20 protein-coding genes and 2 pseudogenes are annotated in these 21782 nt (G+C 40.7%); 7 read left to right on the plus strand and 15 right to left on the minus strand.

Annotation, left to right across the window (positions count from 1 at the left end; genetic code table 11):
* Window positions 1–27: 27 nt before the first annotated feature.
* The 5 genes from FXW07_RS02650 to FXW07_RS02670 all read right to left on the minus strand — a co-directional run bounded on the left by FXW07_RS02650 (window position 28) and on the right by FXW07_RS02670 (window position 4644).
* Window positions 28–423 carry an SET domain-containing protein gene (locus FXW07_RS02650; RefSeq protein WP_229393644.1) on the minus strand — a complete coding sequence of 132 codons (396 nt, stop codon included), beginning with the start codon at window positions 421–423 and terminating at the stop codon, window positions 28–30.
* Window positions 424–877: 454 nt separating this feature from the next.
* Window positions 878–1063 (minus strand): ATP-binding protein, encoded by a 186-nt coding sequence (locus tag FXW07_RS02655; protein WP_346655619.1) that lies wholly within the window; start codon window positions 1061–1063, stop codon window positions 878–880.
* A gap of 144 nt (window positions 1064–1207) precedes the next feature.
* Window positions 1208–1957, minus strand: coding sequence for an MIP/aquaporin family protein (locus FXW07_RS02660; protein ID WP_229393646.1), 750 nt, complete (start codon window positions 1955–1957; stop codon window positions 1208–1210).
* A 110-nt stretch (window positions 1958–2067) separates the two neighbouring features.
* Window positions 2068–3567, minus strand: a complete 1500-nt coding sequence (locus FXW07_RS02665) for a DUF2193 family protein (RefSeq protein WP_229393648.1) — start codon at window positions 3565–3567, stop codon at window positions 2068–2070.
* A gap of 426 nt (window positions 3568–3993) precedes the next feature.
* Window positions 3994–4644, minus strand: coding sequence for a hypothetical protein (locus tag FXW07_RS02670; protein ID WP_229393649.1), 651 nt, complete (start codon window positions 4642–4644; stop codon window positions 3994–3996).
* A gap of 317 nt (window positions 4645–4961) precedes the next feature.
* Between FXW07_RS02670 and FXW07_RS02675 the strand changes: the two are divergent.
* The 5 genes and pseudogenes from FXW07_RS02675 to FXW07_RS02695 form a co-directional block, all read left to right on the plus strand.
* Window positions 4962–5150 (plus strand): annotated as a pseudogene (locus FXW07_RS02675) (hypothetical protein); the annotation flags it as partial.
* 167 nt (window positions 5151–5317) lie between these two features.
* Window positions 5318–5815 (plus strand): arginine decarboxylase, pyruvoyl-dependent, encoded by a 498-nt coding sequence (locus FXW07_RS02680; protein ID WP_229393650.1) that lies wholly within the window; start codon window positions 5318–5320, stop codon window positions 5813–5815.
* A gap of 519 nt (window positions 5816–6334) precedes the next feature.
* Entirely contained in the window at window positions 6335–7372 is a 1038-nt protein-coding gene (locus FXW07_RS02685) for a deoxyhypusine synthase (RefSeq protein WP_229393651.1), read from the plus strand.
* A 63-nt stretch (window positions 7373–7435) separates the two neighbouring features.
* Window positions 7436–7957, plus strand: coding sequence for an ArsR family transcriptional regulator (locus FXW07_RS02690; protein ID WP_048119462.1), 522 nt, complete (start codon window positions 7436–7438; stop codon window positions 7955–7957).
* A complete protein-coding gene (locus tag FXW07_RS02695) occupies window positions 7957–8745 on the plus strand; it encodes a MarR family transcriptional regulator (RefSeq protein WP_229393789.1) in 789 nt (262 codons plus the stop codon). Before FXW07_RS02690 ends, FXW07_RS02695 begins: the two co-directional genes overlap by 1 nt.
* An 85-nt stretch (window positions 8746–8830) precedes the next feature.
* Here the strand turns inward: FXW07_RS02695 and FXW07_RS02700 are convergent, their stop codons facing one another.
* Window positions 8831–9094 carry a hypothetical protein gene (locus FXW07_RS02700; protein WP_229393652.1) on the minus strand — a complete coding sequence of 88 codons (264 nt, stop codon included), beginning with the start codon at window positions 9092–9094 and terminating at the stop codon, window positions 8831–8833.
* Window positions 9095–9489: 395 nt separating this feature from the next.
* Window positions 9490–9720: a hypothetical protein gene (locus tag FXW07_RS02705; protein WP_229393653.1), complete on the minus strand. Its 231-nt coding sequence runs from the start codon at window positions 9718–9720 to the stop codon at window positions 9490–9492.
* A gap of 46 nt (window positions 9721–9766) precedes the next feature.
* Between FXW07_RS02705 and FXW07_RS02710 the strand changes: the two genes are divergently transcribed.
* Window positions 9767–10327, plus strand: coding sequence for a metallophosphoesterase (locus FXW07_RS02710; protein WP_229393654.1), 561 nt, complete (start codon window positions 9767–9769; stop codon window positions 10325–10327).
* Window positions 10328–10477: 150 nt separating this feature from the next.
* Here FXW07_RS02710 and FXW07_RS02715 read toward each other — a convergent pair whose 3' ends face one another.
* The 4 genes and pseudogenes from FXW07_RS02715 to mtbC form a co-directional block, all read right to left on the minus strand.
* A complete protein-coding gene (locus tag FXW07_RS02715) occupies window positions 10478–10699 on the minus strand; it encodes a hypothetical protein (RefSeq protein WP_048119470.1) in 222 nt (73 codons plus the stop codon).
* Between the two features lie 447 nt (window positions 10700–11146).
* Window positions 11147–12589, minus strand: coding sequence for an APC family permease (locus FXW07_RS02720; RefSeq protein ID WP_048154421.1), 1443 nt, complete (start codon window positions 12587–12589; stop codon window positions 11147–11149).
* A 281-nt stretch (window positions 12590–12870) separates the two neighbouring features.
* Window positions 12871–14274, minus strand: a pseudogene (gene mtbB / locus FXW07_RS02725) ([dimethylamine--corrinoid protein] Co-methyltransferase).
* Window positions 14275–14468: 194 nt separating this feature from the next.
* Window positions 14469–15113 carry a dimethylamine corrinoid protein MtbC gene (gene mtbC, locus FXW07_RS02730; RefSeq protein WP_229393655.1) on the minus strand — a complete coding sequence of 215 codons (645 nt, stop codon included), beginning with the start codon at window positions 15111–15113 and terminating at the stop codon, window positions 14469–14471.
* A gap of 585 nt (window positions 15114–15698) precedes the next feature.
* Here mtbC and FXW07_RS02735 point away from each other — a divergent pair.
* Complete coding sequence (locus tag FXW07_RS02735) at window positions 15699–18014, plus strand: tetratricopeptide repeat protein (protein WP_229393656.1); 2316 nt, start codon at window positions 15699–15701, stop codon at window positions 18012–18014.
* Window positions 18015–18259: 245 nt separating this feature from the next.
* On the opposite strand, the gene FXW07_RS02740 is transcribed toward FXW07_RS02735, so the two are convergent.
* The 4 genes from FXW07_RS02740 to FXW07_RS02755 all read right to left on the minus strand — a co-directional run bounded on the left by FXW07_RS02740 (window position 18260) and on the right by FXW07_RS02755 (window position 21703).
* Entirely contained in the window at window positions 18260–18898 is a 639-nt protein-coding gene (locus FXW07_RS02740; protein ID WP_229393657.1) for an N-acetyltransferase, read from the minus strand.
* 614 nt (window positions 18899–19512) lie between these two features.
* The gene (locus tag FXW07_RS02745) at window positions 19513–19968 is read right to left on the minus strand and encodes a hypothetical protein (RefSeq protein WP_229393658.1); all 456 of its coding nucleotides are present in this window, start codon (window positions 19966–19968) and stop codon (window positions 19513–19515) included.
* Between the two features lie 354 nt (window positions 19969–20322).
* Window positions 20323–20802, minus strand: a complete 480-nt coding sequence (locus tag FXW07_RS02750; RefSeq protein WP_229393659.1) for a hypothetical protein — start codon at window positions 20800–20802, stop codon at window positions 20323–20325.
* Between the two features lie 298 nt (window positions 20803–21100).
* A complete protein-coding gene (locus FXW07_RS02755; RefSeq protein WP_229393660.1) occupies window positions 21101–21703 on the minus strand; it encodes a pentapeptide repeat-containing protein in 603 nt (200 codons plus the stop codon).
* Window positions 21704–21782: the final 79 nt, after the last annotated feature.

Here is a 21782-nt window from a genome sequence, read left to right on the forward strand (position 1 = left end):
CACGCTATCCAGTCATCAAATTCAAAATCAAGGGATGCTCATTTTGTAGTCATAATCTGCATCATATTTTCTGTAGTCAGAAGTAAGCTCTTCGCCTGGTTGTATATCTCTTGCAGCGAAAGTTATTCCTTCGTTCTCTTCTATAGGAGATTCATCTATGCAGTTAGGGTCATCTGAGTGATTAAAATAACGAGCATCATCAAGACATAGAATGTATTTATCTGTATCCGGATTAAGATATGCGTATTTCAAAAAACAGTCTTTCGTTATCTCCGACAGTTTAGCAAGTTCATTTTTATCAATTTTGATATCATATCCAGAGTGAAATTTCCATATTACAGTTCCTTTTGGAATAAATTGATTAGCGAAAAGACCAATACCGTTTATCGTACTTGGCCCGATTTTTGTTTTTATTAACAGCATAAAGAAAAATGTGAATTTAAATATTTGAGTATTTCGATAATAATGATAGCATTATAAAAACCAAGGCATGTTTCTTAATACCTGACTTGCCTAGTATCTTGAAAATTTAGTTATTGGTCACATGTTAACTCTGAATCGCTATCTGTTGATGGAAAGCTATCAAAGGTTTGTTCAATAATTACATTTTCATGACACTAGTACATAGATTCTCAAATAAACATATAATAAGAAAATACTTGAAGCCTATGATGCAAATATTATTTAAAAGTCACGTGGAATTTTATAACACGGAAACGCAGCCGGTCGCAGAGTGATTCGATCTGGATATTACAACCACGGAAAGCACGGAAGAAACACGCCTTTACTACTGATTTCCGTGTTTTCTGTGCTTTCAGTGGTTTTCAAAAAATTCATTCTGACTTAGAAACTAATGTCCTCCAGCTGTTCTTTAGCATTACAGCAATTGCAAAAATACCTCCAAATTTGGGAAAAATTCATAGACGTTCTCCCATTCTCCATAGGATTTATTCGATGTTAAGATCGTTGAACTCTTTTCATAACGTATTGAAATTAGCTGAAATAAACAGTGAGCTCCTACTTTATCAAATGGGAGATATTTGAAAAATGTATGCTTTGAAATTAGTGAAAGATATTGAACACCTTATAAGAAAGCCACTTGCAGGAGAAACAGAAAAAAATGTGCTGGAAGAAAAACAAGTCACCTTTGACTTAATCATTATTACAAGGTTTGCACCCAGTTCTAAATTAATCAACAATCTGTGTCTTAATCTGCCTTTTTTGGTTCGGCTACAAAATCATACAGGAACGCTGCGACAAGTGCTCCCGCTATGGGACCTATGATATAAATCGGGAACTGAGTCCAGAGGTTGGCTCCACCCAGCAAGGATTCAGCAAGATAAGGGCCGAAGGTGCGGGCAGGGTTCAGAGAAGAACCTGTAATGTTGCCTACAACAATCACATCCGCAGCTACCACAATCCCTATGGCAAGCCCCGCAAATCCAGGGGGAGCCCTTCGGTCCACGGCTGTACCCATAATAGTAAGCATAAGGAAAAAGGTACACACAGCTTCGCAGAAGATTGCCTGCCCATAACCGACCCCGTAGAACATAGACGTGGCTCCCAGACCTGTATCAACAGCCCTCATCCCCAGGATTGCCACAAGAGAAAAGGACGCAAGGCTTGCACCAATAAGCTGGGCGATAATATAGGCAGGGAGGTCTTTTGTGGGAAAGCGGCCTGTGGCCCAGAGAGCAAGACTTACCGCAGGGTTGATGTGGGTACCTGAAATGTGGCCGAAAGCATAGACCATGGAGGTGATTGCAATTGCAAAAGACATTCCTATGGCAAACCAGGCCGCAATGTCAATCCCTATGTTAAACTGGTTTCCGGGAAAAGCCTCCCAGCCCTCCATAAGAAGCACGGTCGTTACCACCGAACCAGTACCCAGGAACACCAGGACATAAGTCCCTATTAATTCCGCAAGCGCACGTTTCATGAGGTTTGTTACTGCCATATCAAGCTCCTCATTTACTCCACTTCCCTTTGCTCCCGCTACCCTTTACATTCTCTTTGCTTTACCCCAGCTACTCTTTACATTCTCTTTGTCGTTATGGTCAAACTCCGTTAAACTGCCTCTGACCAGTTGCAGTAGTTGCACTTGTAGTCAAAATAGTTCGCCGAACAGAACTTGCAGACCCTTGCCGGAGAATGTGCCTGCTGCTTGTGCAGTGCGATGATATTTGTCATAAGCGTTGCAGTCACAGGCTCACTTGTCAGGAGGCAGGGGAAATCAGCCAGGCGCATAAGAGCCGAGAAACGGACAGTGATTGCACAGGCCGGATAGGTGTAACGCTGAGGGTTTTGCAGGACCTCGTTCCTTTCAATGGGGCTCAGGTCGATAGGCACACCCTGTACAATGCACCCGGCCCCCCTTGGAATATGGTCAATGATTCGTTCACCCTTTTCAATCATGTCAATGAAATCCACGTTATGCAGCTCAGCTGCCGCTCCACGTCTCGGGTTGGTCAGCACAAGGTTGTGGAAGCGTTTGACCAGCAGGTCAAGCACCATCATGGTGGTAAACCCGTCCATCCAGAGGATTTTAGTGACTGCAGCGGCTGTTGCGTCCGTACCGATGGTCAAAGGTGAGTATTCGTCCCTGAACTTGCCTTTTGCCCGGTTCATGGTACTTTCAAGGACGTCTGTTACAGCATTGATAACTGCCAGCACGACGTCGTCTTTTGTCATATTGTACATAGACTGGGAAATGTGGTGGGCTACGTCACCTACGCCATAAGCAGGTACTGTCACAATATTCCCGTAGAAAACATCGGCATTCATGGCATCCTTTACGGTTTTTCGTATCCTCTGCTTATATGTCTCCATATATTTCCTGGTGTCAAAGGACGTATGCCCTGCTTCTTCCATGAGTTTTACCTGAGCATCCACCGGGGACTCGTAGACCATCTTGAGCATGTCAATTTCTTCTTTTATGGCTTCCGAAGGAGTTTTTCCGTCTTCAACCGCTGTCTGGAACTTCGCCCCTACACCATAGGAAGTGTTCATACCCCAGGACTTTGAAGACAGGATCGTCCGCTTGTGCTCCACAGGGATGTCCATTTTCTGGAGGATCCTGTTTACGACATTACTCGTGCTTCCGGGCACAAAGGCAAAGTCTACTACACAGGTCGGACCGTAAAAGCCTCCGTACCTGCGAATTGACTCTTTTCCTATCAGGGCTTCGGATTTTCCTATTTCCTCCACGAACTTCATGACTGATTCATGGAAAGCCGGGTCCTCTTCATAGAGAATTTCGAGGATGGGAGGAGTCTGGTAATGCTCTACAAAAGGGTCATCTTCAGGCCTGACCGTGTCCGTAAGGCTCGTAAGAGTTTCGTAGTGGGTGTTTACAGAATCGATGTGCAGGTCGAAGACTTCCTTACACTGCTCTCCAACCGGCTTCATTTTGTTTACTGCGTCTACGTAGGGTTTTGCATCTTTTATCTTGAACTCAGTGCCCCGCTTTTTATTAATCACTCCCACTACGGCTTTCTGGGCACCTACAGCCTCGTCTGCCATCTTATTATACATTTCCTGAACGTCAACTCTAACTTCCGTTATCATATTCACTCCCCAAAATCACTTTAAAGCTGCCAGGAAATCCGCGAGGGATTCTTAAAACCCTTAAATCCAGGAATTCAGACCTTAAAAACCTGATAACTTAAATCCAATATCGAAATTCATCCAATATCGAGATTCAATAGAAATAAGTCCCCCATAATAAAAACCAGAGATACCCAATCCAGATAATTCCTGTTATTAATCTTCTGGATTCTGCAGCTACTTATATATTCTCATTTTTATACTATGATTCTTTTTTATTCTATAAATAGTTTGATTTAAAGAGTAAAGCCTGATTTAAAGATTCAGAAACTGATTTAAAAGTCTCAATTTGAGAACTATTGTTAAAGGGTTAGAGTTGAAATACTCAGATATTGGCTTTTAATGCTCAGGGATTGGCTTTTGGAGAAAAAAGAAACAGAAAAATCATTAGGGGAGCAGAGTAGTTTGTTTACTCTTTGCTACCAGGCCGTCAAGGTCAAGCCTCTGTTTTATCAGCCCTGCAAGGACTTCATTAGCAAGCCTGATTACTTCGTCCTTATTTTCCCGCATTTCGTATGCAGGGTCATCGGAAGGGATCTCAATTTTCGTTATATCGGCTCTGGCTTTTTTCAAATGTGCTTCCTGAGCTTCACAGACTATGCTGGGTTTTTCCAGGTACTGTTCAAGATGTTTTTGAGTAATTCCTAGAAGCTTCAATTCCCTGCGGAAACAGGGCCTTTCAAACAGTCTGGAGACCACATATACTCCCACAGGAATTCTGAAATCCAGGTTGATTTTAAGAAGCTGGGACCTGAGAATAGAATAAATTTCTTCCGGATCTGAAAGTTCAGGAGGCCTGGGTTCTTTTCTTTTTTCGGATAAAGGCTCTGTGGCCTTTTCAGGTAGGGCATAAATCTTCGAAGGGGGAACTTCAGTTTCTTCCAGAATATCAAGGTCTCTGAGCGCCCTGAGATAGCCTGTAAGAACCAGGCGGTGCTCCTCTATACCTATGGTTTTCAGTTCTCTGGAAAGCCCGCTGATTGAGAGCTTCTTGCCTTCAAGTAGTTCCAGGAGTTTGAGGTGAAGTTTTTCGTCCATCTGTACCGACATCATGTTTTATTGTTGTTAATTGATTCTTCAGGACTCCAGCCGGAAAAACATTGTTTTTCAGATCCGCCGGGCAAAAGAGCCCGTATTTTCCCGAATATTTCAAAAGACCTGACCTTTTTCTATCTATGAGAGGAGTAAGCAAGAAAATTGCAGGGAGTAATACACGATGTAACTATCCTGCATAATATAAAGCTTATGAGAGAGCCTGTAGGGAAGAAGTATAGAAAATATAGGGAAGAAATTGGTGTATTTATCTAAAAAGACCTGTTGAACTTTCAAATGAATATTTAATAGGTGGTATAAGTATACCACTTTCAGTAGCTGTTGATAGAGCAAATCGCCACGATAAAAAGCTTATAAAAAGGATGCATTCCTGGCTAAACAGATTTAGAAGACTGCTTATAAGATGAGATACAAAAATTAAGAATTGCTTTTCTATGTTCCATTTCGCATGTGCATGGATAACATTCAGAGAAGCAGGACTTTTCGTATAGGCTCTAAATAACAATTAAATATATTAATATGTTAAAATGCGCTTGCTGCCGAAAGTAGAAAATAAATAAGAATTGAGCTTTTCCCGGCAGAATTGAAGGGCAACGCTTAAAAATAATAATTGCCATCTGGATTAGGCTTAAATTGATTATTTCACAAGGCTGCAAAGATGATTACGAAATTAATTCCCAAAAAAGTATTTTTTACAAGTGGAGTTGGTACACATCCTGAAAATCTTGAATCATTTGAAGTTGCACTCAGGGATGCAGGTATTGAGAAATTTAATCTTGTAACTGTAAGTTCTATCCTGCCCCCTAACTGTGAGATTGTGTCCAGAGAGGAGGGACTCGAAGAGTTAAGTCCAGGAGAGATCGTATTTTGCGTAATGTCCAGGATTTCTTCCAATGAGCCAAGAAGGACGCTTAGTACATCGGTTGGTTGTGCACTCCCACAAAACATGAACAAGCACGGTTACATATCAGAATATCACGCTTATGGAGAAACCGCTCAGGACGTTGGGGAACATTCCGAGAAACTTGCAAGAAGCATGTACAGCACCTGGACAAACGAATATCCTCTAAAAACTCTCAGCTTTCCCAGGTCATCTTCTGTAGATGAACATGGAGACTGGATGACCGTGATATCCGCAGCAGTCTTTACTATCTGAACATTTGACAGTATGCCTGTAATAATTTCTTAGATTGTTTACGAACTCCTCTCTGAAAATTAAAATATACTCCCCATTATGTTAATTTCACATTCTTTGATCCTGATTCAAACCCTGCAAATTAGTTTTCCTGAAGAAGATTCATCTCTCATGATATCGTCATGGGAAGAAGCCGCATATATTGATATTTAATAAAATAATATAATTATATAGCGTTATTTGTATATCTTACCGCCTGTCGCCAAATGTCTTCAGGTATAAATGTCTTCAGGTATTATAGTCACGCCTGTAATTGTTGCAACAAAAAGCTTCATTGTACCTCATTGGACAGTTGCATTATTCAGGTATGATAAAAATATAACTTCAAATTTGCAGTTCAGAACTTTATCCGTAATTTCAGTATCTCAATAATGATTCTTGGCAACAAATGCCTTGATATTATACTTGAATCATTCCTCAGCTTCGTGACTATATAAATCACATGCAAAACTATCATTATCTGTTTATTAGGAGAATGGTATGCATCTTAATGTGTTCACAGATAACCCAACCGTTCCGATAGATGTAAAGGACAGGTCTGTAAGCGAATTGATGGAAGGAATGCTTAAGACAGGCTTCCAGGGAAGAAAGCTAGCTGAATCTGTCCAGGCCTGGCATAACATGCTAAAAGAAAAGAATATGACTGTGCTGATGGGACTGTCTGGGGCTATGGTCCCTGCTGGCATGCGTAGGGTTATTTCCTATATGATCCGGGAGAGGATGATAGACTGCCTTGTAAGCACAGGAGCAAACCTTTTCCATGATTCACACGAAGCGCTCGGCAAGAAACATTATGTGGGTTCGCATCTGGCTGACGATGAAGACCTCTTTGAGCACGGTGTTGATAGGATCTATGACGTTTTTGCGGTTGAAGAAGAGTTCAGAACCGCAGATAACCTTATTGCGGATTTTGCAGAAGAAATTGGGGAAATTTCCTGTTCCTCAAGGGAGTTCATGTACCTGCTCGGAAAGGAACTGGCAAAGCGCGGAGCGGCTGAGGATTCTATAGTTGTAAGTGCATACAGGCGCAATATTCCGATCTTCGTTCCTGCACTTTCGGATAGTTCAATAGGAATCGGGTTAACCATTGCAAAAAGAAGAGGATTGAAACTTGAAATTGACCAGATAAAAGACGTTGATGAGGTCACTCAGATTATAGAAAAATCAGGTAAAACAGGAGTTGTATACGTTGGAGGTGGAGTCCCTAAAAATTTTATCCAGCAAACCGAAGTAATAGCTTCTATTCTTGGAACGCAAGTCGGAGGGCATGATTATGCAATTCAGTACACTACTGATGCTCCTCACTGGGGAGGACTTTCAGGCTGCACTTTCGATGAAGCTGTTTCCTGGGGAAAAATTGCAGTTCAGGCAAAAAAAGTGCAGGTCTTCGTGGATGCTACTATTGCTCTCCCTATTGTGGCCCATGCACTTCATGAAAAATGCCGCGAACTGAAAAGAAATGCCCCGACATTTAACTGGGAAAGGCCTGAAGGGCTTGATATTGATTACAGAGAGTAATCAAATTACGAATCTTTATTATATTTGAAAGCTTATAATGTAAGACGAGAAGGAGAGGAGTAAATGGGTAAAAGAACTCGAATAATTAACGATCCTTCCTATTTAGTACCATTGCTCAGGACTTTTGGGTCAAGAACTCACAAAAAGATATTTGACGCACTTTCAAACAAATGGATGACAAGAGCAGAGATAGATGAATTCATGGGCGCAGACTCATCAAAAAGCCTCCATATCCTGAAAAAAGCCGGGCTACTGGAGAGCCAGTGGAGAGTTCCGGAGGCAGGGCAAAAACCTTCCAAAGAATACCATAGTTCCTATTCCAAGGTTCAGGTTAATTTCCAGTGTTCTTTTGAGGATTTGAGTGATATCATCATGCTGACCTTCAAGCCATACGAGGAGGTCAAAGATGCAATGGAAGAACTGGAAAAGCTGGTAGAAGAAGGAAACACCTCCATGAGCAGCCTCACACGGACGCTTAATAGAAACCCATTTTATATTTGCGCTGTCGCCCGTAGATCTGAAAGGCTTTCTGTGATGGGACAACGGTTAAAAGTAATTGAAGATGTAGAGGAGAACTACGATTGATGATTAAAATCCTCCAGACTAAAAGCGGAGTAACCAAGTTTCAGGTCCTTATCGAAATTGCAGCCCATCAGCCGAATGTAAGACAAAAAGAAATTGCCGCAAAGATAGGAATAACTCCTCAGGCAGTTTCCGAATATATCAAAGAACTTGTCAATGACGGGCTGATAGTTACTGAGGGCCGGGTTCGCTATAGGATTACAAAAGAAGGTGTAGAATGGGTCCTTGATAATGCCACGGAAATGAAGCAGTACGCCCGCTTTGTCATGGAGGACATAATCAACCATATCTCAACCTGGACAGCGATTGCAAAAGAGGATGTAAAGGAAGACCAGCAGGTATACCTGAAAATGGAAGGTGGACTCCTGTACGTCAGCAGCATGGAAAAAACAGGTGCATCAGGCAATGTAATTTCCGACGCATCTGCCGGGGAAGATGTAGGAGTAACGAGCCTGCGAGGCCTGATCGACCTGGAAAATGCTACAATTACAATCTGCAAGGTCCCGAGGATCGAGCGTGGAGGCTCAAGAAAGGTAGATATTGAACGCCTGAGGTCCCTGACAAGTTCAAAACCCTATATAGCAGCTATAGGCGTGGAAGCACTTATCGCTCTGCGCAAGCTCAACATAGCCCCGAATGTTATGTTCGGAAGTAATGAATCAGTTATTGAGGCTGCATATCACGGCTTATCATCCCTTGTAGTCTCAGTAGATGAGCAGGTTCCTTCCCTTCTTAACAGGCTGGAAACCGAAAATCTTGAGTACGAACTCGTAGACCTGACTCTCGAGTAATTTCTAATTTTTAAGTCAAAATTGCGCTGGCGCACCCCGCTGCAAACTGGCGGGGTATTTGACTGAAATAAATGCACTGCTTTCCTTATTTCTCATTTTTTTTCGTTAACTTATCTAACAGTTCAGAGCCTGGTGCCTCTCCAGTTAAAAGAATAATTGCAATAAGGATAACTGCCATTGTTATAAGAATAGTATATCTAGTTAGGCTCTCTTCAGAATAATACATACCGACAAGCGGAGCAATAATTATGAATGCAATAGTTACCAACCAGCCTTCTAAGCTAGCCGGGCTAACGCCCCAACCAATACGCCTTTTATGAAACCATGCTTTTTTGGTAAGTCTTTTCATTCTTTGCCTCCATTTGTTTTTGTTTCAATCCTTGTTTTCATGTATCTTGCCCGCTAATAACTTTCAATATATTATAGGAATAATTCAAATATAATATCAAGGGTTTTTGTTGCCAAAGATGATTATTTGGGGAAATAGTATAGATAAACTCACAAACTGATAATTTTTTTAGGTTCTTCGTTGTTTTGTGTGGATCTCCTCATAATATTCTCATAAAAACCAGTGCGTTCTTGAATTGAAAATCATCTTATCCATAGGAAATAACGAAGAGCCTATTTTTATATTCCTAAACATGAATGAAATGCCTGAACAGGAAAAAATGATTTTTACCCTTGATCTTTTGTTTCAAAGGTGGTTTTATGATTTGACTTTATAAGATTTAAAAATATTTATGTTTACTTGAGTGGAATCCACGCCGTTGTCAGGGCCTTTTCGGTCAAGCCTTTATTCAAAAGGGTTGTGCTACAACCGTTGCGCCGGTTGATCACGCCGATAGGGTYTAGGGATAAGGTTATCAGACTCAAACARTTCTTGGGGTTTTCGGTCAAGCCTTTTTTCAAAAGGGTTGCGGTCAAACAGTTTTTCAAAAGGGTTGCGGTTAAGCCGTTTTTCAAAAGGCTTACCATAGATTTATCTCAAAATAATATATTTCATATAATCAGGAGATTTTACATGAAGCTGATTGTACTTTCCGATACTCATCTGAAAACTGGAGTAATTCCCCAGCAACTTCAAACACTCCTGGACGAGTGCGACCTTATAGTCCATGCAGGGGATTTCAGTACTGTAAAAGCCTATAATGCCTTCAACGCCAGTGGCAAATTAAAGGCCGTTTTTGGAAATGATGACACTTCCGAACTTAAAAAGCTCCTTCCAGAAAGGCTGAAATTCGAGGTTGAAGGCGTAAAAATCGGAGTTGTACACGAAGGAGGGCTTTCGGTTAACGATACAACTGCGCAGGGTTACCTGGCAAAAGAAATGGATGTAGACATTCTAATTTTCGGTCACCTGCACAGACCCTTGATAGAGAAAAAAGATGTTGTGCTTGTTTGTCCCGGCTCTCCTACCAAACCCAGGATGTCAAACCCAAGTGTTGTAGAACTTATAATTGAAAAAGGAAGCATTAATGGCAGGATAATTACTCTTGAAGGAAGTACCTGCGATTACATAAAGTTCCGGGATTCCCTGGAGAAAAGCAAGCAGGAAAAAAACCAAAACAAGAAAAAGGCTTGAACGTCTCTGAAACTGGCAGGGATAGAACGAAGGAAATCACAATATGGACTACCCTGTAGGACAACCCTGAGCAGGGGCTTATTTACTGCTTGAAATCAGGCATATGCCCTGCTAACCAGGGTTAGGATATTCAATTTTAGCAAGCGCGGTTTACAGTGTTTCCAGTTTGAACATGGCACCTGTGCCCTGAAGACTCAGATATACCTTGTCCCCAAATTCGAGAATTTTCTCGACACTGACACTGCTATTCCAGTTATATACAAAATCGTAGCTGCCCTTCACGGGCTCAAATCCCAGAGACATTAGCCGTTGGTTTACTTCTGACGGACGGGCCCCTTCACTGCTGAACCAGACCAGAAGATAGGTTTTCACAGGATCATCTCACTTATCAGTTTAGTTATTTACTCCTAAGTTTCATTTAAACACAAGTTACTCATTTTATACCATGTCTCGTTTATTTATGTATATTTTGCCTCTTCTGGCTCTGAGACCATTGACAATATCAATATTTACATAATATAGCAGAAGTTAAAAATTAAATAGAAAAGTTGCAAAATGACTCTTCGCTATTCTTTATGGAGAAAACGATTTTCAATTCAAGACCACATTGATTTTTATAAGGAAATTATGAAGATATCCACACAAAACAACGACGAGCTACATTTTGAAGCTAAATGCAAGTTACCCACTCAAAATAGTGAAGAGCCATGTGGCTCTTCGTTTCAGAACTCATTATTCGATGATATTTATTGACTCACGAACTAATCGTTTTCCGGAAAAGGGAAACGGTGGAAATTTTCGGAATCTATCTTTGTACCTTTATATTATGGACTCGCTTGATAGGGAATTGTCCTTCTCCAAAGTTGTCCTGTTCTGATTCTGAGAATAGTACCAGAGCGGGAGATAAAGAGCAAGCACCACGAAGCCAACTATCGTTGAAGTCCAGCCTAACTCAAGGCTGTTCAGGTATATTATCCCAATAAGACACAGAGGCAGGTTAAAAAGCCCAAAGAAAAGGGCTACGTGTCTCCAGCCGTTTGGAGCTTTGAAAGGTCTTTCAAGCTTCGAGAACCTCGGATCAGTTTTTGCCTTAACATATGCGAGCAGACTTATCCCATTGGCACAGACATAACCTATTGCCGAAGCTGCAACTATAGCTGCAGGAGTTCCCAGGCAGATGAAACCCATATTCAAGAGGGCAATGACAATCATTGCATTGACTGGAGTTCCATGTGCATTCATTTTTCCAAAGAACCCTGGCAGATTTCCTTCTTCAGCCATGGAATACATAGCCCTCGAAGCTCCGAGGAAGGCAGTCTGGATAATTAGAACCATTGCCGCAATCAACATGAAGATCGTCAGAGACCCGCCTATGGGACCAAGAGTCATCTGGGCTATAGGCAGCATCGGAGAAACCGGTTCGGATAGTATTCCTTCAATTCCCAGAGCTCCTGTACAGGCTGCCTGGACGAGAATGAAGGTCACAAGACAGATCGCACCGCAGATAAAGAGGGCTTTTGGAACATCCGATTTTGGCTGTTTATATTCGGGCCCGTAGATCGCTGCGGTTTCCCAGGCACAGGCACTCCACTGGGCCATTGCAAAAAGACCAAGCAGTATCAGGATATGCTGAATGTCCCAGCTCCAATCTGTGGGAAGCCAGGCACCGGTAATATTACTGAACTCAAAGTGCCCGGTTACGAAAGGTGCAAGGGCAATAATGATAAGTGGGGCAAGCGAAAGCACGGCAAGAATGTACCCGAGCGTTGCTCCACCGGCAAGCCCACGATAGTTGACCAGGATAAGAAGCACGAATACAACTGCGCCGGATGCCAGGTAAACAACAAGGTCAGGCACGCCTGCAAGTGCAGGGACCAGGCCTTTAAGATAGCTCCCTATCAGGATTGAGTAGATTGCAAGGACCGGATTCCAGGCAAACCAGTAACTCCAGGCGCTGAAACCTCCAAGCAGTTTGCTGAGGTCATACCGGTTGTTTGCATTCCCCGTAAAAACACTCTGGGCGTACCCTGGAAGCCCTGATGCTTTCGGGAACATTGTAGCAAGTTCGCCGTAAGCAAAATTTTGCATGAAACCCTGAAAGACAGATAACGCCCAGATAATGATTGCAAAGGCCCAGACATAATTTGCAAAATAGCCTATGGAAGGCAGGATCAGCACAGGAACTCCCAGGGCAATTGCAAGGCCCTGCTTCCAATCAATTGTTCGCTGGAGCCCTTCGTTTTCACTTTTTTCGTCACTCATCTTCAAGCACACTCCTATAATTACTATAGATGGAAATTGACGATTCGCACAGCTCTTGCAGCACAAATCGACTCATAAAAGCCTGCAAATGGAAAAAGTGGAAAATCCGAAAAATTAAGCTATTCTTAAGATATTTTCAAGAGATATTTTCTCAAGATATTTTCAAGCGATATCTTCCAGAAATATCGCCAAGAAGCATTATCAGGAAATATCCTGAGAAATATCTACAGGAGATCTATATCCGCTTCTTCGTATCTTTTTGGTTATTTCGGAGTTTTTCTTTACGCTATCTGCTTTCTGAATAGGTTACAGGAATTAATCTTAATATCGAGCAACTTTTCGATGTTCATTTTTGCAGCAATACCTTTTGCAGCGCCTGGCACTGACGTTATAACTCCGACGTTGAGTTCTTCACGCAGCTCACGCATAACGTGCTCATCCACAAGGTCCATCTTGTCGACCCCGAGTTTCTTTGCAACGTATTCTTTTGCCTCGCCTATGCGCATATTCTTTGAGAACTCCATCCTTGCAACAAGGTCACCTGCAGCCCTAATTCCAGTCATACCTGAAGCCATTATGTGGGAAATCGGCATACCCATTGGGTCGCCGACTCCGATCTATATGCCGTCGACGCCTGCAATTTCGACCATTGCTTTGCTCGCTCTGGTAACCGCATCAATCGGAGGAGTTTCAAGCATTGGAATTCCGCCAACTCCCATACCCATATTTACATGACAGGGAATTGGAGAAGCTCCTACTGCAGCCTTGATGAAAGTAACTGCACGGGCAAGGTTCCAGGCTGAGGTCTTGCTGGTGTTGGTGTTGCACACTGGCCCGAAAACATTTGCTCCTGCCTTTGCAATAAGAGGAGCCTGCTGATGAGGCCAGAGGCCTGCAAGGGTAACGCCGTCGTACTGAAGGTTTCCGTGCATACCAAGGACACATTCTCCTGCCATGCCTGCTTCAATATACATATCAGGGAACTCTTTTCTAAGAGCCTCGATTGCATGGAGTGTACCATACATGTCACCGTCGCCTGCTGCACCGGTTGTGTCGAAGTTGACCCCATCGGCACCGGAGGCAAAGAGTTTCTGCATGACCCAGACCGTGTCTCTTGTAAGGTGTTCTGCAGCATGTTCCATTGATTCCCAGGCTTCCTGAATCTTAAAAGCCTTCATAAGGTCGCCAGGGTTCTCAAAAGGTCCATCAGGTGTGTAATAAAGTCCCATATTGGGCATTGCACCATAAAACAGCGGGATGACCATGTTCTGCTGGCAGACTTCCATTGCCTGGCATTCATTTGATACGACAGGCTTGACAGGCTTGAAACTGTAATCAATGTGCCCGAGTTCCATTGTGTCAGCACCAAAAGCACGTTCGTGCATCATACAGCCTACAAGGCGGCTGGAAGGAATGCCGACACCGCTGTTGCCCTGGTCGCCGTCAAGCCTGATAGTGCCGATGTCGTGCGTTACTGGGATTTCCATTCCCTGTTCCACACTTACAGCCTTGCCGGGCATTATAAGGATCTCTGCAAGCTTGTCCATTTCATTGGCGCTCAGAGTAGGGATTTCACCAAGATCGGCAGCATTTGCAGTTCCGGCTTCAATCTCTGCAATTATCTTTTCTTTGGTAAGGTAGACACGTTTACCGTCTCCCATACGCAAAGCGTGTTCAGTTGCCATTTTTATCCTCCATAAATTCAACTTAATTTAGACCAACAGATATTCTTGATAATTGGGGTTCAGAGTATTGGGATTCAGAGTATTAGGGTTCAGAGTATTGGGATTCAGAGTATTGGGATTCAGAGTATTGGGATTCAGAGTATTGGGATTCAGAGTATTGGGGTTCAGAGTATTGGGGTTCAGAGTATTGGGGTTCAGAGTAGCATTTCCTTTGCTTTTGCGACAGCTTCGCTTGCGTTTTCAGCATAGCAATTTGCGCCGATTTTGTCAGCCCAGGCCTGGGTTGCAGGGGCTCCGCCTACCATAACTTTTACTTTGTCCCTGAGTCCTTCTTCCTTGAGGAGTTCAATTACAGACTTCTGCCCCTGAAGGGTTGTGGTCATAAGGGCGGAAATTCCAATCATATTGGCATTGACTTCCTTTGCTTTTTCGATGAAGTTCCTGACCGGAACATCACGGCCAATGTCGTATACTTCAAAACCAGAAGACTGGAGCATCGTGGACACTATGGACTTTCCGATATCGTGAACGTCGCCTTCGACCGTACCGTTTACGATAACCCCGAGTTTCTTGCTCTCTGTCCCTGCTGGAAGCTCAGCTTCAAGCACTTTAACCCCTGCTGTCATTGCATCAGCAGCTATCATTACATGGGGCAGGAAAAGTTTCCCTCTCTCAAAAAGAATTCCTACCTGGTTCATGCCTGCAGAAAGACCTTTGTCAATGATTTCAGCAGGTTCCATGACCTTTTTTGCTTTCTCGACAGCTGCAAGAACTGCATCTTTTTTACAGGAGATAACTGCATCAGAAAGCTCCTGAATAAGTTCTTCTTTAGTTGCCATTTTTTGTACCTCCGTGACTGCCAGAAATTCCCTTAGTATTTGAAGAAAAAACTGAATCTGGCACTCTAATTATATATTTAATATATAAGTCCAGAATTATTTAGCCCAACCTGTAGAGTTTTTTCAAAAAAGGCAGGAACTTGAGTACTGCATGTGCATTTGAAAAGCCAGTATGCTATGACACCCCTGATGGACATCACTCAAGTTATGAGATTTTTCAATGGTATTGAAAATTTCAACGGGATTTTGTAGAACTAAATTTCAAGTGCGGTTAATGACTGAAGTAAAAAGACATTTAGAACTTAAAACCTGTAAATTCGATATCTATGTAAAGCCTGGAAAGATAAATCAGTAAATATGCGTCATTTTTGGTATCGTATTTCCGTTGATCTGGAATTCATATGCTACCTCCTCTTCCATTTTTTAAATGCTCTTGATGCTCTTTTAGTTTCTGGAGTTTTCGGTCAAGCCTTTTTTGAAAAGGGTTGCGGTCAAGCCTTTTTTTAGAAGGCTTGTGACCAATCCAGGCAGTAAGTACTGGGTTTCGTTAGTATTAATTATCTATCAGGATAATAAACTACAATTATGATATCAAGACGGCTTCAGGATTCTGCAAATCGTTTATTCAGCAAAGCAGTCGCGTTCATTAAAGATGGAAAATATGACAGAGCGCTTGAGAGTCTGAAAGATGTTGAGAAACTCATGAAAAAGGAAAAAGACCCTGAAATTTCTTTCCAGACCTTATTTTTGAAGGGGTACACTATAAGGGAAGCTGGAGATCCTGAAGGAGCTCTGGAATTTTATCAGGAGGCTCTCAAAGTTATCGAACCTCTGTTTTCAGAAGAACCTGAGAAAGAGGAATATCAAAAATTCATAAGTAATACAATTGAGGAAATTGGGAATTCACTTGACGAACTTGACGACGAGGAAAGTGCAAAAGAGTTGCTGGAACCGATGAAAAAACAGCTCGAAACAGTTGTCCAGATATTTGAAGAACTGACGAAATCAGGCCCTGAAAATAAGCAACGGCTTTCCAAGTTCCTGAAGGTTATTGATAATCTGGGAGTATGTTATCAGGCAGGAGGTTTGATGGATGAGACGGTGAAGCTTTTCGATACAAAAATAGATCTCTACGAAAAACTCTTCGAGCTTGAACCTGGAGAAACGGATCTTCTCGACGATTTTGATGGAGACATCGAACGTTATGGGTTTTTATTCCGGAATTCCGGGTACATGAAGGAAGCCGAAAGCAATTACCTTAGAGCGGTAAGCATTTACAGAAAAATAATCGAGAAAGCCCCTGAAAACGACATGGCTGAATATTACCTGAGTTATACTTACAGCTACCTTGGGAGCATGTATTCAGGCATGGAAAATCTGGAAAAGGCAGAGCGGTATTTTGAAGAAGCTGTGGAACTGATGGAAAAAAGTTATAAAAAAGATCCTGAAGACCATGCATATGCCATCTCTCTCGCCAACATTTATGAAGACTTTGGCAATGCATTTTCTGGGAGTGAAGAGCTTGAAAAGTCAATAGCGAATTATACAAAAGCAAGGGAAATTTACCGGGACCTTATAACAAATTATCCCTCAGAATTTGCATACAACAAAAAAATTGCGATATATCTGGATGATCTAGGGGGCTTATTTTCAAAAATAGGAGAATTCGAGAATGCAGAACTCTGCTACAAAGACAAACTGGAGATTTACCAGAACCTGCATGAAGAAGATCCTGAAGACCTGAATCCCATAATTTATATTTCCGATACCTACGATGACCTGGGAGAACTCTTTGCAGAACACGGGGAAATCGAAGAAGCAAGGAGCTACTATGAAAAAGAAATAGAAATCTACGAAAGCCTTCTGGAAAAAGAACCTGATGCTCTGGATTTTAAAACATATAAGGCTGGGATACAAAATACTATTGGAGAGCTTTATCTTTATGAAGAACCCGAAAAAGCACAGAAATATTTTGAGGATGCTTTTCCCGTGCTTAAAAACAATTTTGAGCTGGAACCGGAAATGGATATACATTATTCAGGGTTCAAGGAAGTACTCAACAACTTAATAACACTGTTCAAAGGCCGGAAGGAGTATGAAAAAGCAGTCGAGATGTACGACAAAATGCTTGCAGCCCAGCAGCGTGTGATTGACCTGAAACCCGATGAATGGGAATACAGAAAAGACCTTGCAGCAACTTACACCAGCCTTGCACTTCTTTACTCTGAAAAAGGGGATCTTGAAAAAGAAGCTTATTATCACAGGCTGTCTCTCGATATTCTGGAAAAAGTAGTGGAAAAATATTCTGACGATCCGGAAGAGCTTTGCAGGTTTGTGACTGGCCTTTATGTTCTGGGATCAACTCTCAAACTCGGAGAAAAAAACAAGGAAAAAGAAAGTTCTATTGTCAATGAGTACCTTGAGCTTGCTCAAAAAGCAGATGAAAAACTTCAGGCTGCCAAACCGGAAATAATAAGAGAGAAGGAACTGCTTGCCGAAATCAATGAAAGGATGGGTATTGCCTTAAGAGAGAACGAGATGTATGAGAAGGCGATTGAAGAATTCAAAAGTTCCCTTGCAATCCGTGAAAAATTGCATGAAAAAAACCCTGAAAATCTGAATTATTTAACGGTTCTTGAAAGTACATATTATCAGATGGGAATAACATTCTTAGCCACGGAAAATTTGGAAAAAGCAAAAGAAGCTCTCGAGAAAGCAATGAATCTCAATGCACAACTGCTTGAGACCGATTCAGAGGACTTTGACTACCTGAGCCGTGCTTCAATGATTTTTGAAAAATATTCAGATGTGCTTGAAAAAATGGGCAAATCTGAAGAGGCTGCGCAATACCTTAAGAAAGCCGAGGAGATTAATACAAGACTGGAAGAAGATTCTGAATAAGCCTGTATAACCAGGCTTTTTCTCACATTTATGTATAAATTTTTGCAGGATTTTTAGAATTTGGTTTTTGTTTCCGGCGGTTGGTTTTTTGTCCGGAGGGGAGGGGGCGGTGGACCTATTTTTTAGGGGAACACACAGTACTTTTTCCCCTAAAAACACTCGATAGACAGTCTCATATCTGCGTTTCTTATATTTTTTGCGTTCGATGGAGAAGCAATTTTTAGATGATAATTTTTAGATTAATGTTACTTCAGGTATGACCTTACCGCAATTGAGAATATTTCCTGGGAAGGGGTGTATCCTTTTTCTTTATGTTCAAATTTTGTGTCGAATTCTTCTGCATCAATTTCATTAATTTCCAATACCGGACTGTATTTATACTTCCAGTTATGCCCTTTAACAGATCCTTCTTTTAATTCTAAAGCGAGCATTCCGTAAGGGTATTCGCCATTCAGATCACTAATATTGAAGTCTTTGCTGCTTTTAAAACCGTGCTTGCAATAGTTATGGGGGTCGCCGAATATAACAATTATATTTATTCCATCGTTTTTAGCAATATCAATTGTGTGGTGAATTAATGCACCGCCTACGCCTTTCCGCTGATATTTCGGTAATACACTTATGGGGCCAAAACTTGCAATTTCCATCTGACCGCCATCTTCCGAATACAACCAGGCTCTGGTGTACATAATGTTACCAATTATTTCACCATTATATTCTGCAACAAAATCAAGTTTCTTAATAAAATCAGGATGATCTCTCATGATATGTACCAAATAATGTTCATTACAGCCAGGTACATAGAGGTTCCAAAATGCTTCTCTCGTTAAGTTTTCTACTTGATTGAAGTCCTCTACTTTTTCATTGCGAATTGTAATATCCATGATTAATTCCTTTTTATTGTTTTATTCGGTATATGTGATTAGTATTATTACGGCAATTAAATGATATTAAATATTAGCATATTGGGCTTTATATCGTTTTAAAGCGATGGTTTTTGCCTAAGGTTACTGTATTTTTCATTTTATATCAATAAATAGTCCTCAATTACAACTCTATTCAGGCAAAAATCATGTGGGTTTACGAAAACAAGTGTACACTACGTAATATAGACCCTAGCTGCACAGGATGACCAGATTACGTAACTTAATGAAATTACACAGAAACAGGCTGTTCATATTCAGAGTTTCATTCAAGAAAACAGGATGTTGAATGCTAATATTTTGTCTGAAGTCATTGAGAAAAAAACTTGATGGCTTTTTTGGTAGATCACAGAACAACCGATATAAACTAAGCAAACAGATTTAACAGTTTTTAACTCACATACGAAATGCTTTCCAAATCATCTAACCGTTTGTTATCCGATTAAATCTCTAATACGAGAAAATAACCCCAAAAGCGAAGCTTTTCTAAACTGAGTAGGAATTATGGTGAAGCTTCTCATAATCAAATACATGAGCCTAGAATAAGCATTCCTTTACTCTTAAGCAGCCAGGATTTACTCCGGATTTTTTGAAATCTTTCCCATTACGTATTTTCCTGTATACGTCAATGCAACTAAGTATATCCCGGATAACCTGTCAGCTTCTGGGAATAATATATGTGGAATTGATAACATGAAAACAAAGATTCCGAATATAAGCCATTTAACTGAATTCACTATCCCATTTGACGGGTCAGTGGAAGAAGAACGTTTTATTTTATAATATGTCCACGCTCCGAGAAGAATAGACACCGTAAAGCAAAGTGCAGCTAGAGACAATATTGCTTTTATTAATGAACCGAGATCATATAATGAACCGTCGGCATACTCGTTAAAATTGATTGCTTTGATTACGTATACTACAAGCCATAGCAATAATGAAGATAACACGATAATTTGGACTATGTTCTTATTTATAAAAAATGAAGATGGTTCAATTTTTTTATAATTTCTAAGATTTTCAGTAACCAATAAATCACCTATCTCAACACTTAACGATTAATCTTAAACACGTCTTCCTAAATTTATCTTTTGATTTTAACCAATTTTTACTGAAGATTTTCTGAACTCGATCATTCCATAGACAATAAGAATATCTGAGTTTTCACCGATTAATAGGTGGTTAAAGATCTAAAACAAGATCTAAAGCAAGATCTAAAAAGTAGGAAAATAAGCCCAAAAGCAAAGCGTTTTTGGACTGGGTAAGGATTATGGGTAGCTTCTTATAATCAAATACAGGAGCTTAGAATAAGCCGTCCTTTACTCTCAAGTTAAGCCAGAGTTTACTCACAGATATTTTGAAATCTTAGACGGCTTTTTCCTTTTTTACATGCATGTCTTTTCGAGTTCAGCCCCCATTTTTTTTAACAGAGTGTCTCTTACATATTTTACTGTAAGCAGCAATACAATTAAGGATATTTCAAAGATTGTGTTGGATTCTGGGAAGAATATAAGTGAAATTGACATCATGAGAACAAGTAATCCTAATGTAAACCATTTAACTAATCTAATTGGCCATTTTGACTGATTATTGGAATCTATATTTTTTGTTTTATTGTGCATCCACATTCCTACAATAATAGACAATGTAAATGAAAAACTGGCTAAAAATAATAGTACTTTTATTAATAAATCTATACCAAGTGATGAACCGTCTGAATATTCGTTAAAATTAATTGTTTTGATTATATATGCTGCAAAAAACAGTAGTAATAAAGATAACCAGATAATTTGTATTATAATCCCTTTTATAGAGCATGATGATGGTTCAATTTTATTATAATTCTGAAGACTTTCAGTATCCAATCAATCACCTATCTCAAAACTTAATGATTAACCTTAAACACGTCTTCCTAAATTTATCTTTTGATTTTAACCAATTTTTCCTGAAGATTTACTGAACTCGATTATTCCATAGATAATAGAAATCAAGGATTTTTACCAATTAGTAAAATTAGTTCGAGCAAAAAAGCATAAGGAATGCAGGAACAAAACTAAAAGCATAGAATGCAGAAGCAAAACTAAAAGCATAAGGAAGACACGACTTTGCCATAAACAATTTTCAGATCTCCTCTCCTCTGATTTATGTGCGTGAGTAAATGCCTTACACAATTTTGATTCCCAGAATCCGCGCAAGTTCTATTGCTTGCTCTGCATTGACTATAGCCCCTCTGAGTTCCTTGCATGTATCGGATATTGCAATCCCGTCAATGATACAATCCGTTAAATCAATGTCTTTGAGTAAGGCTTTAAAGAAATCCGCTCCTGTGAAATTAACCGCTTTCAGCCTGGGCTTCTTTAGCCGAATCTCGGATAAGAAGGCTTCCGTGAAATTGCAGTCACGAATGGTGCAGTTTTCCAGTACAGAACTTGAAAAATCCGCATATCGAAAGGAATCGTCCGTTAAAGAGGTTTCTTTCATGCAGCTCTTGCTGAAGTTACCGCCATCGCCCTTGCACTTTAACATTTTGGAGCCTTTCCAGTAACTGTCCATAAATCTGCAATTCGCAAAATTGCAGTTATCAAACACCGAATTGTAAAAGAGGGCTTTTGAAAAATCACAATTGTTGAACTGGCATTGTATAAACTGTACCGACTCGAATTCTATCCTTGCGATATCGACGTCCGAAAGCGTCTCGCCTTCAAAGCGTGTGTTTTCTATATAATTGTCATCGGATTTTGCGGCTATAATTTTGCTTTCCAACATGCTTCCGTCTCCATATATTGATGTTTCCAGGTGTTATAATATAAGAGTTAGGAATAAAAGACTCAGAGTTAGAAATAAA

It is taken from the genome of Methanosarcina sp. DH1, from assembly GCF_020804205.1.
In the GTDB taxonomy this organism is placed as follows: Archaea; Halobacteriota; Methanosarcinia; order Methanosarcinales; family Methanosarcinaceae; genus Methanosarcina; species Methanosarcina vacuolata.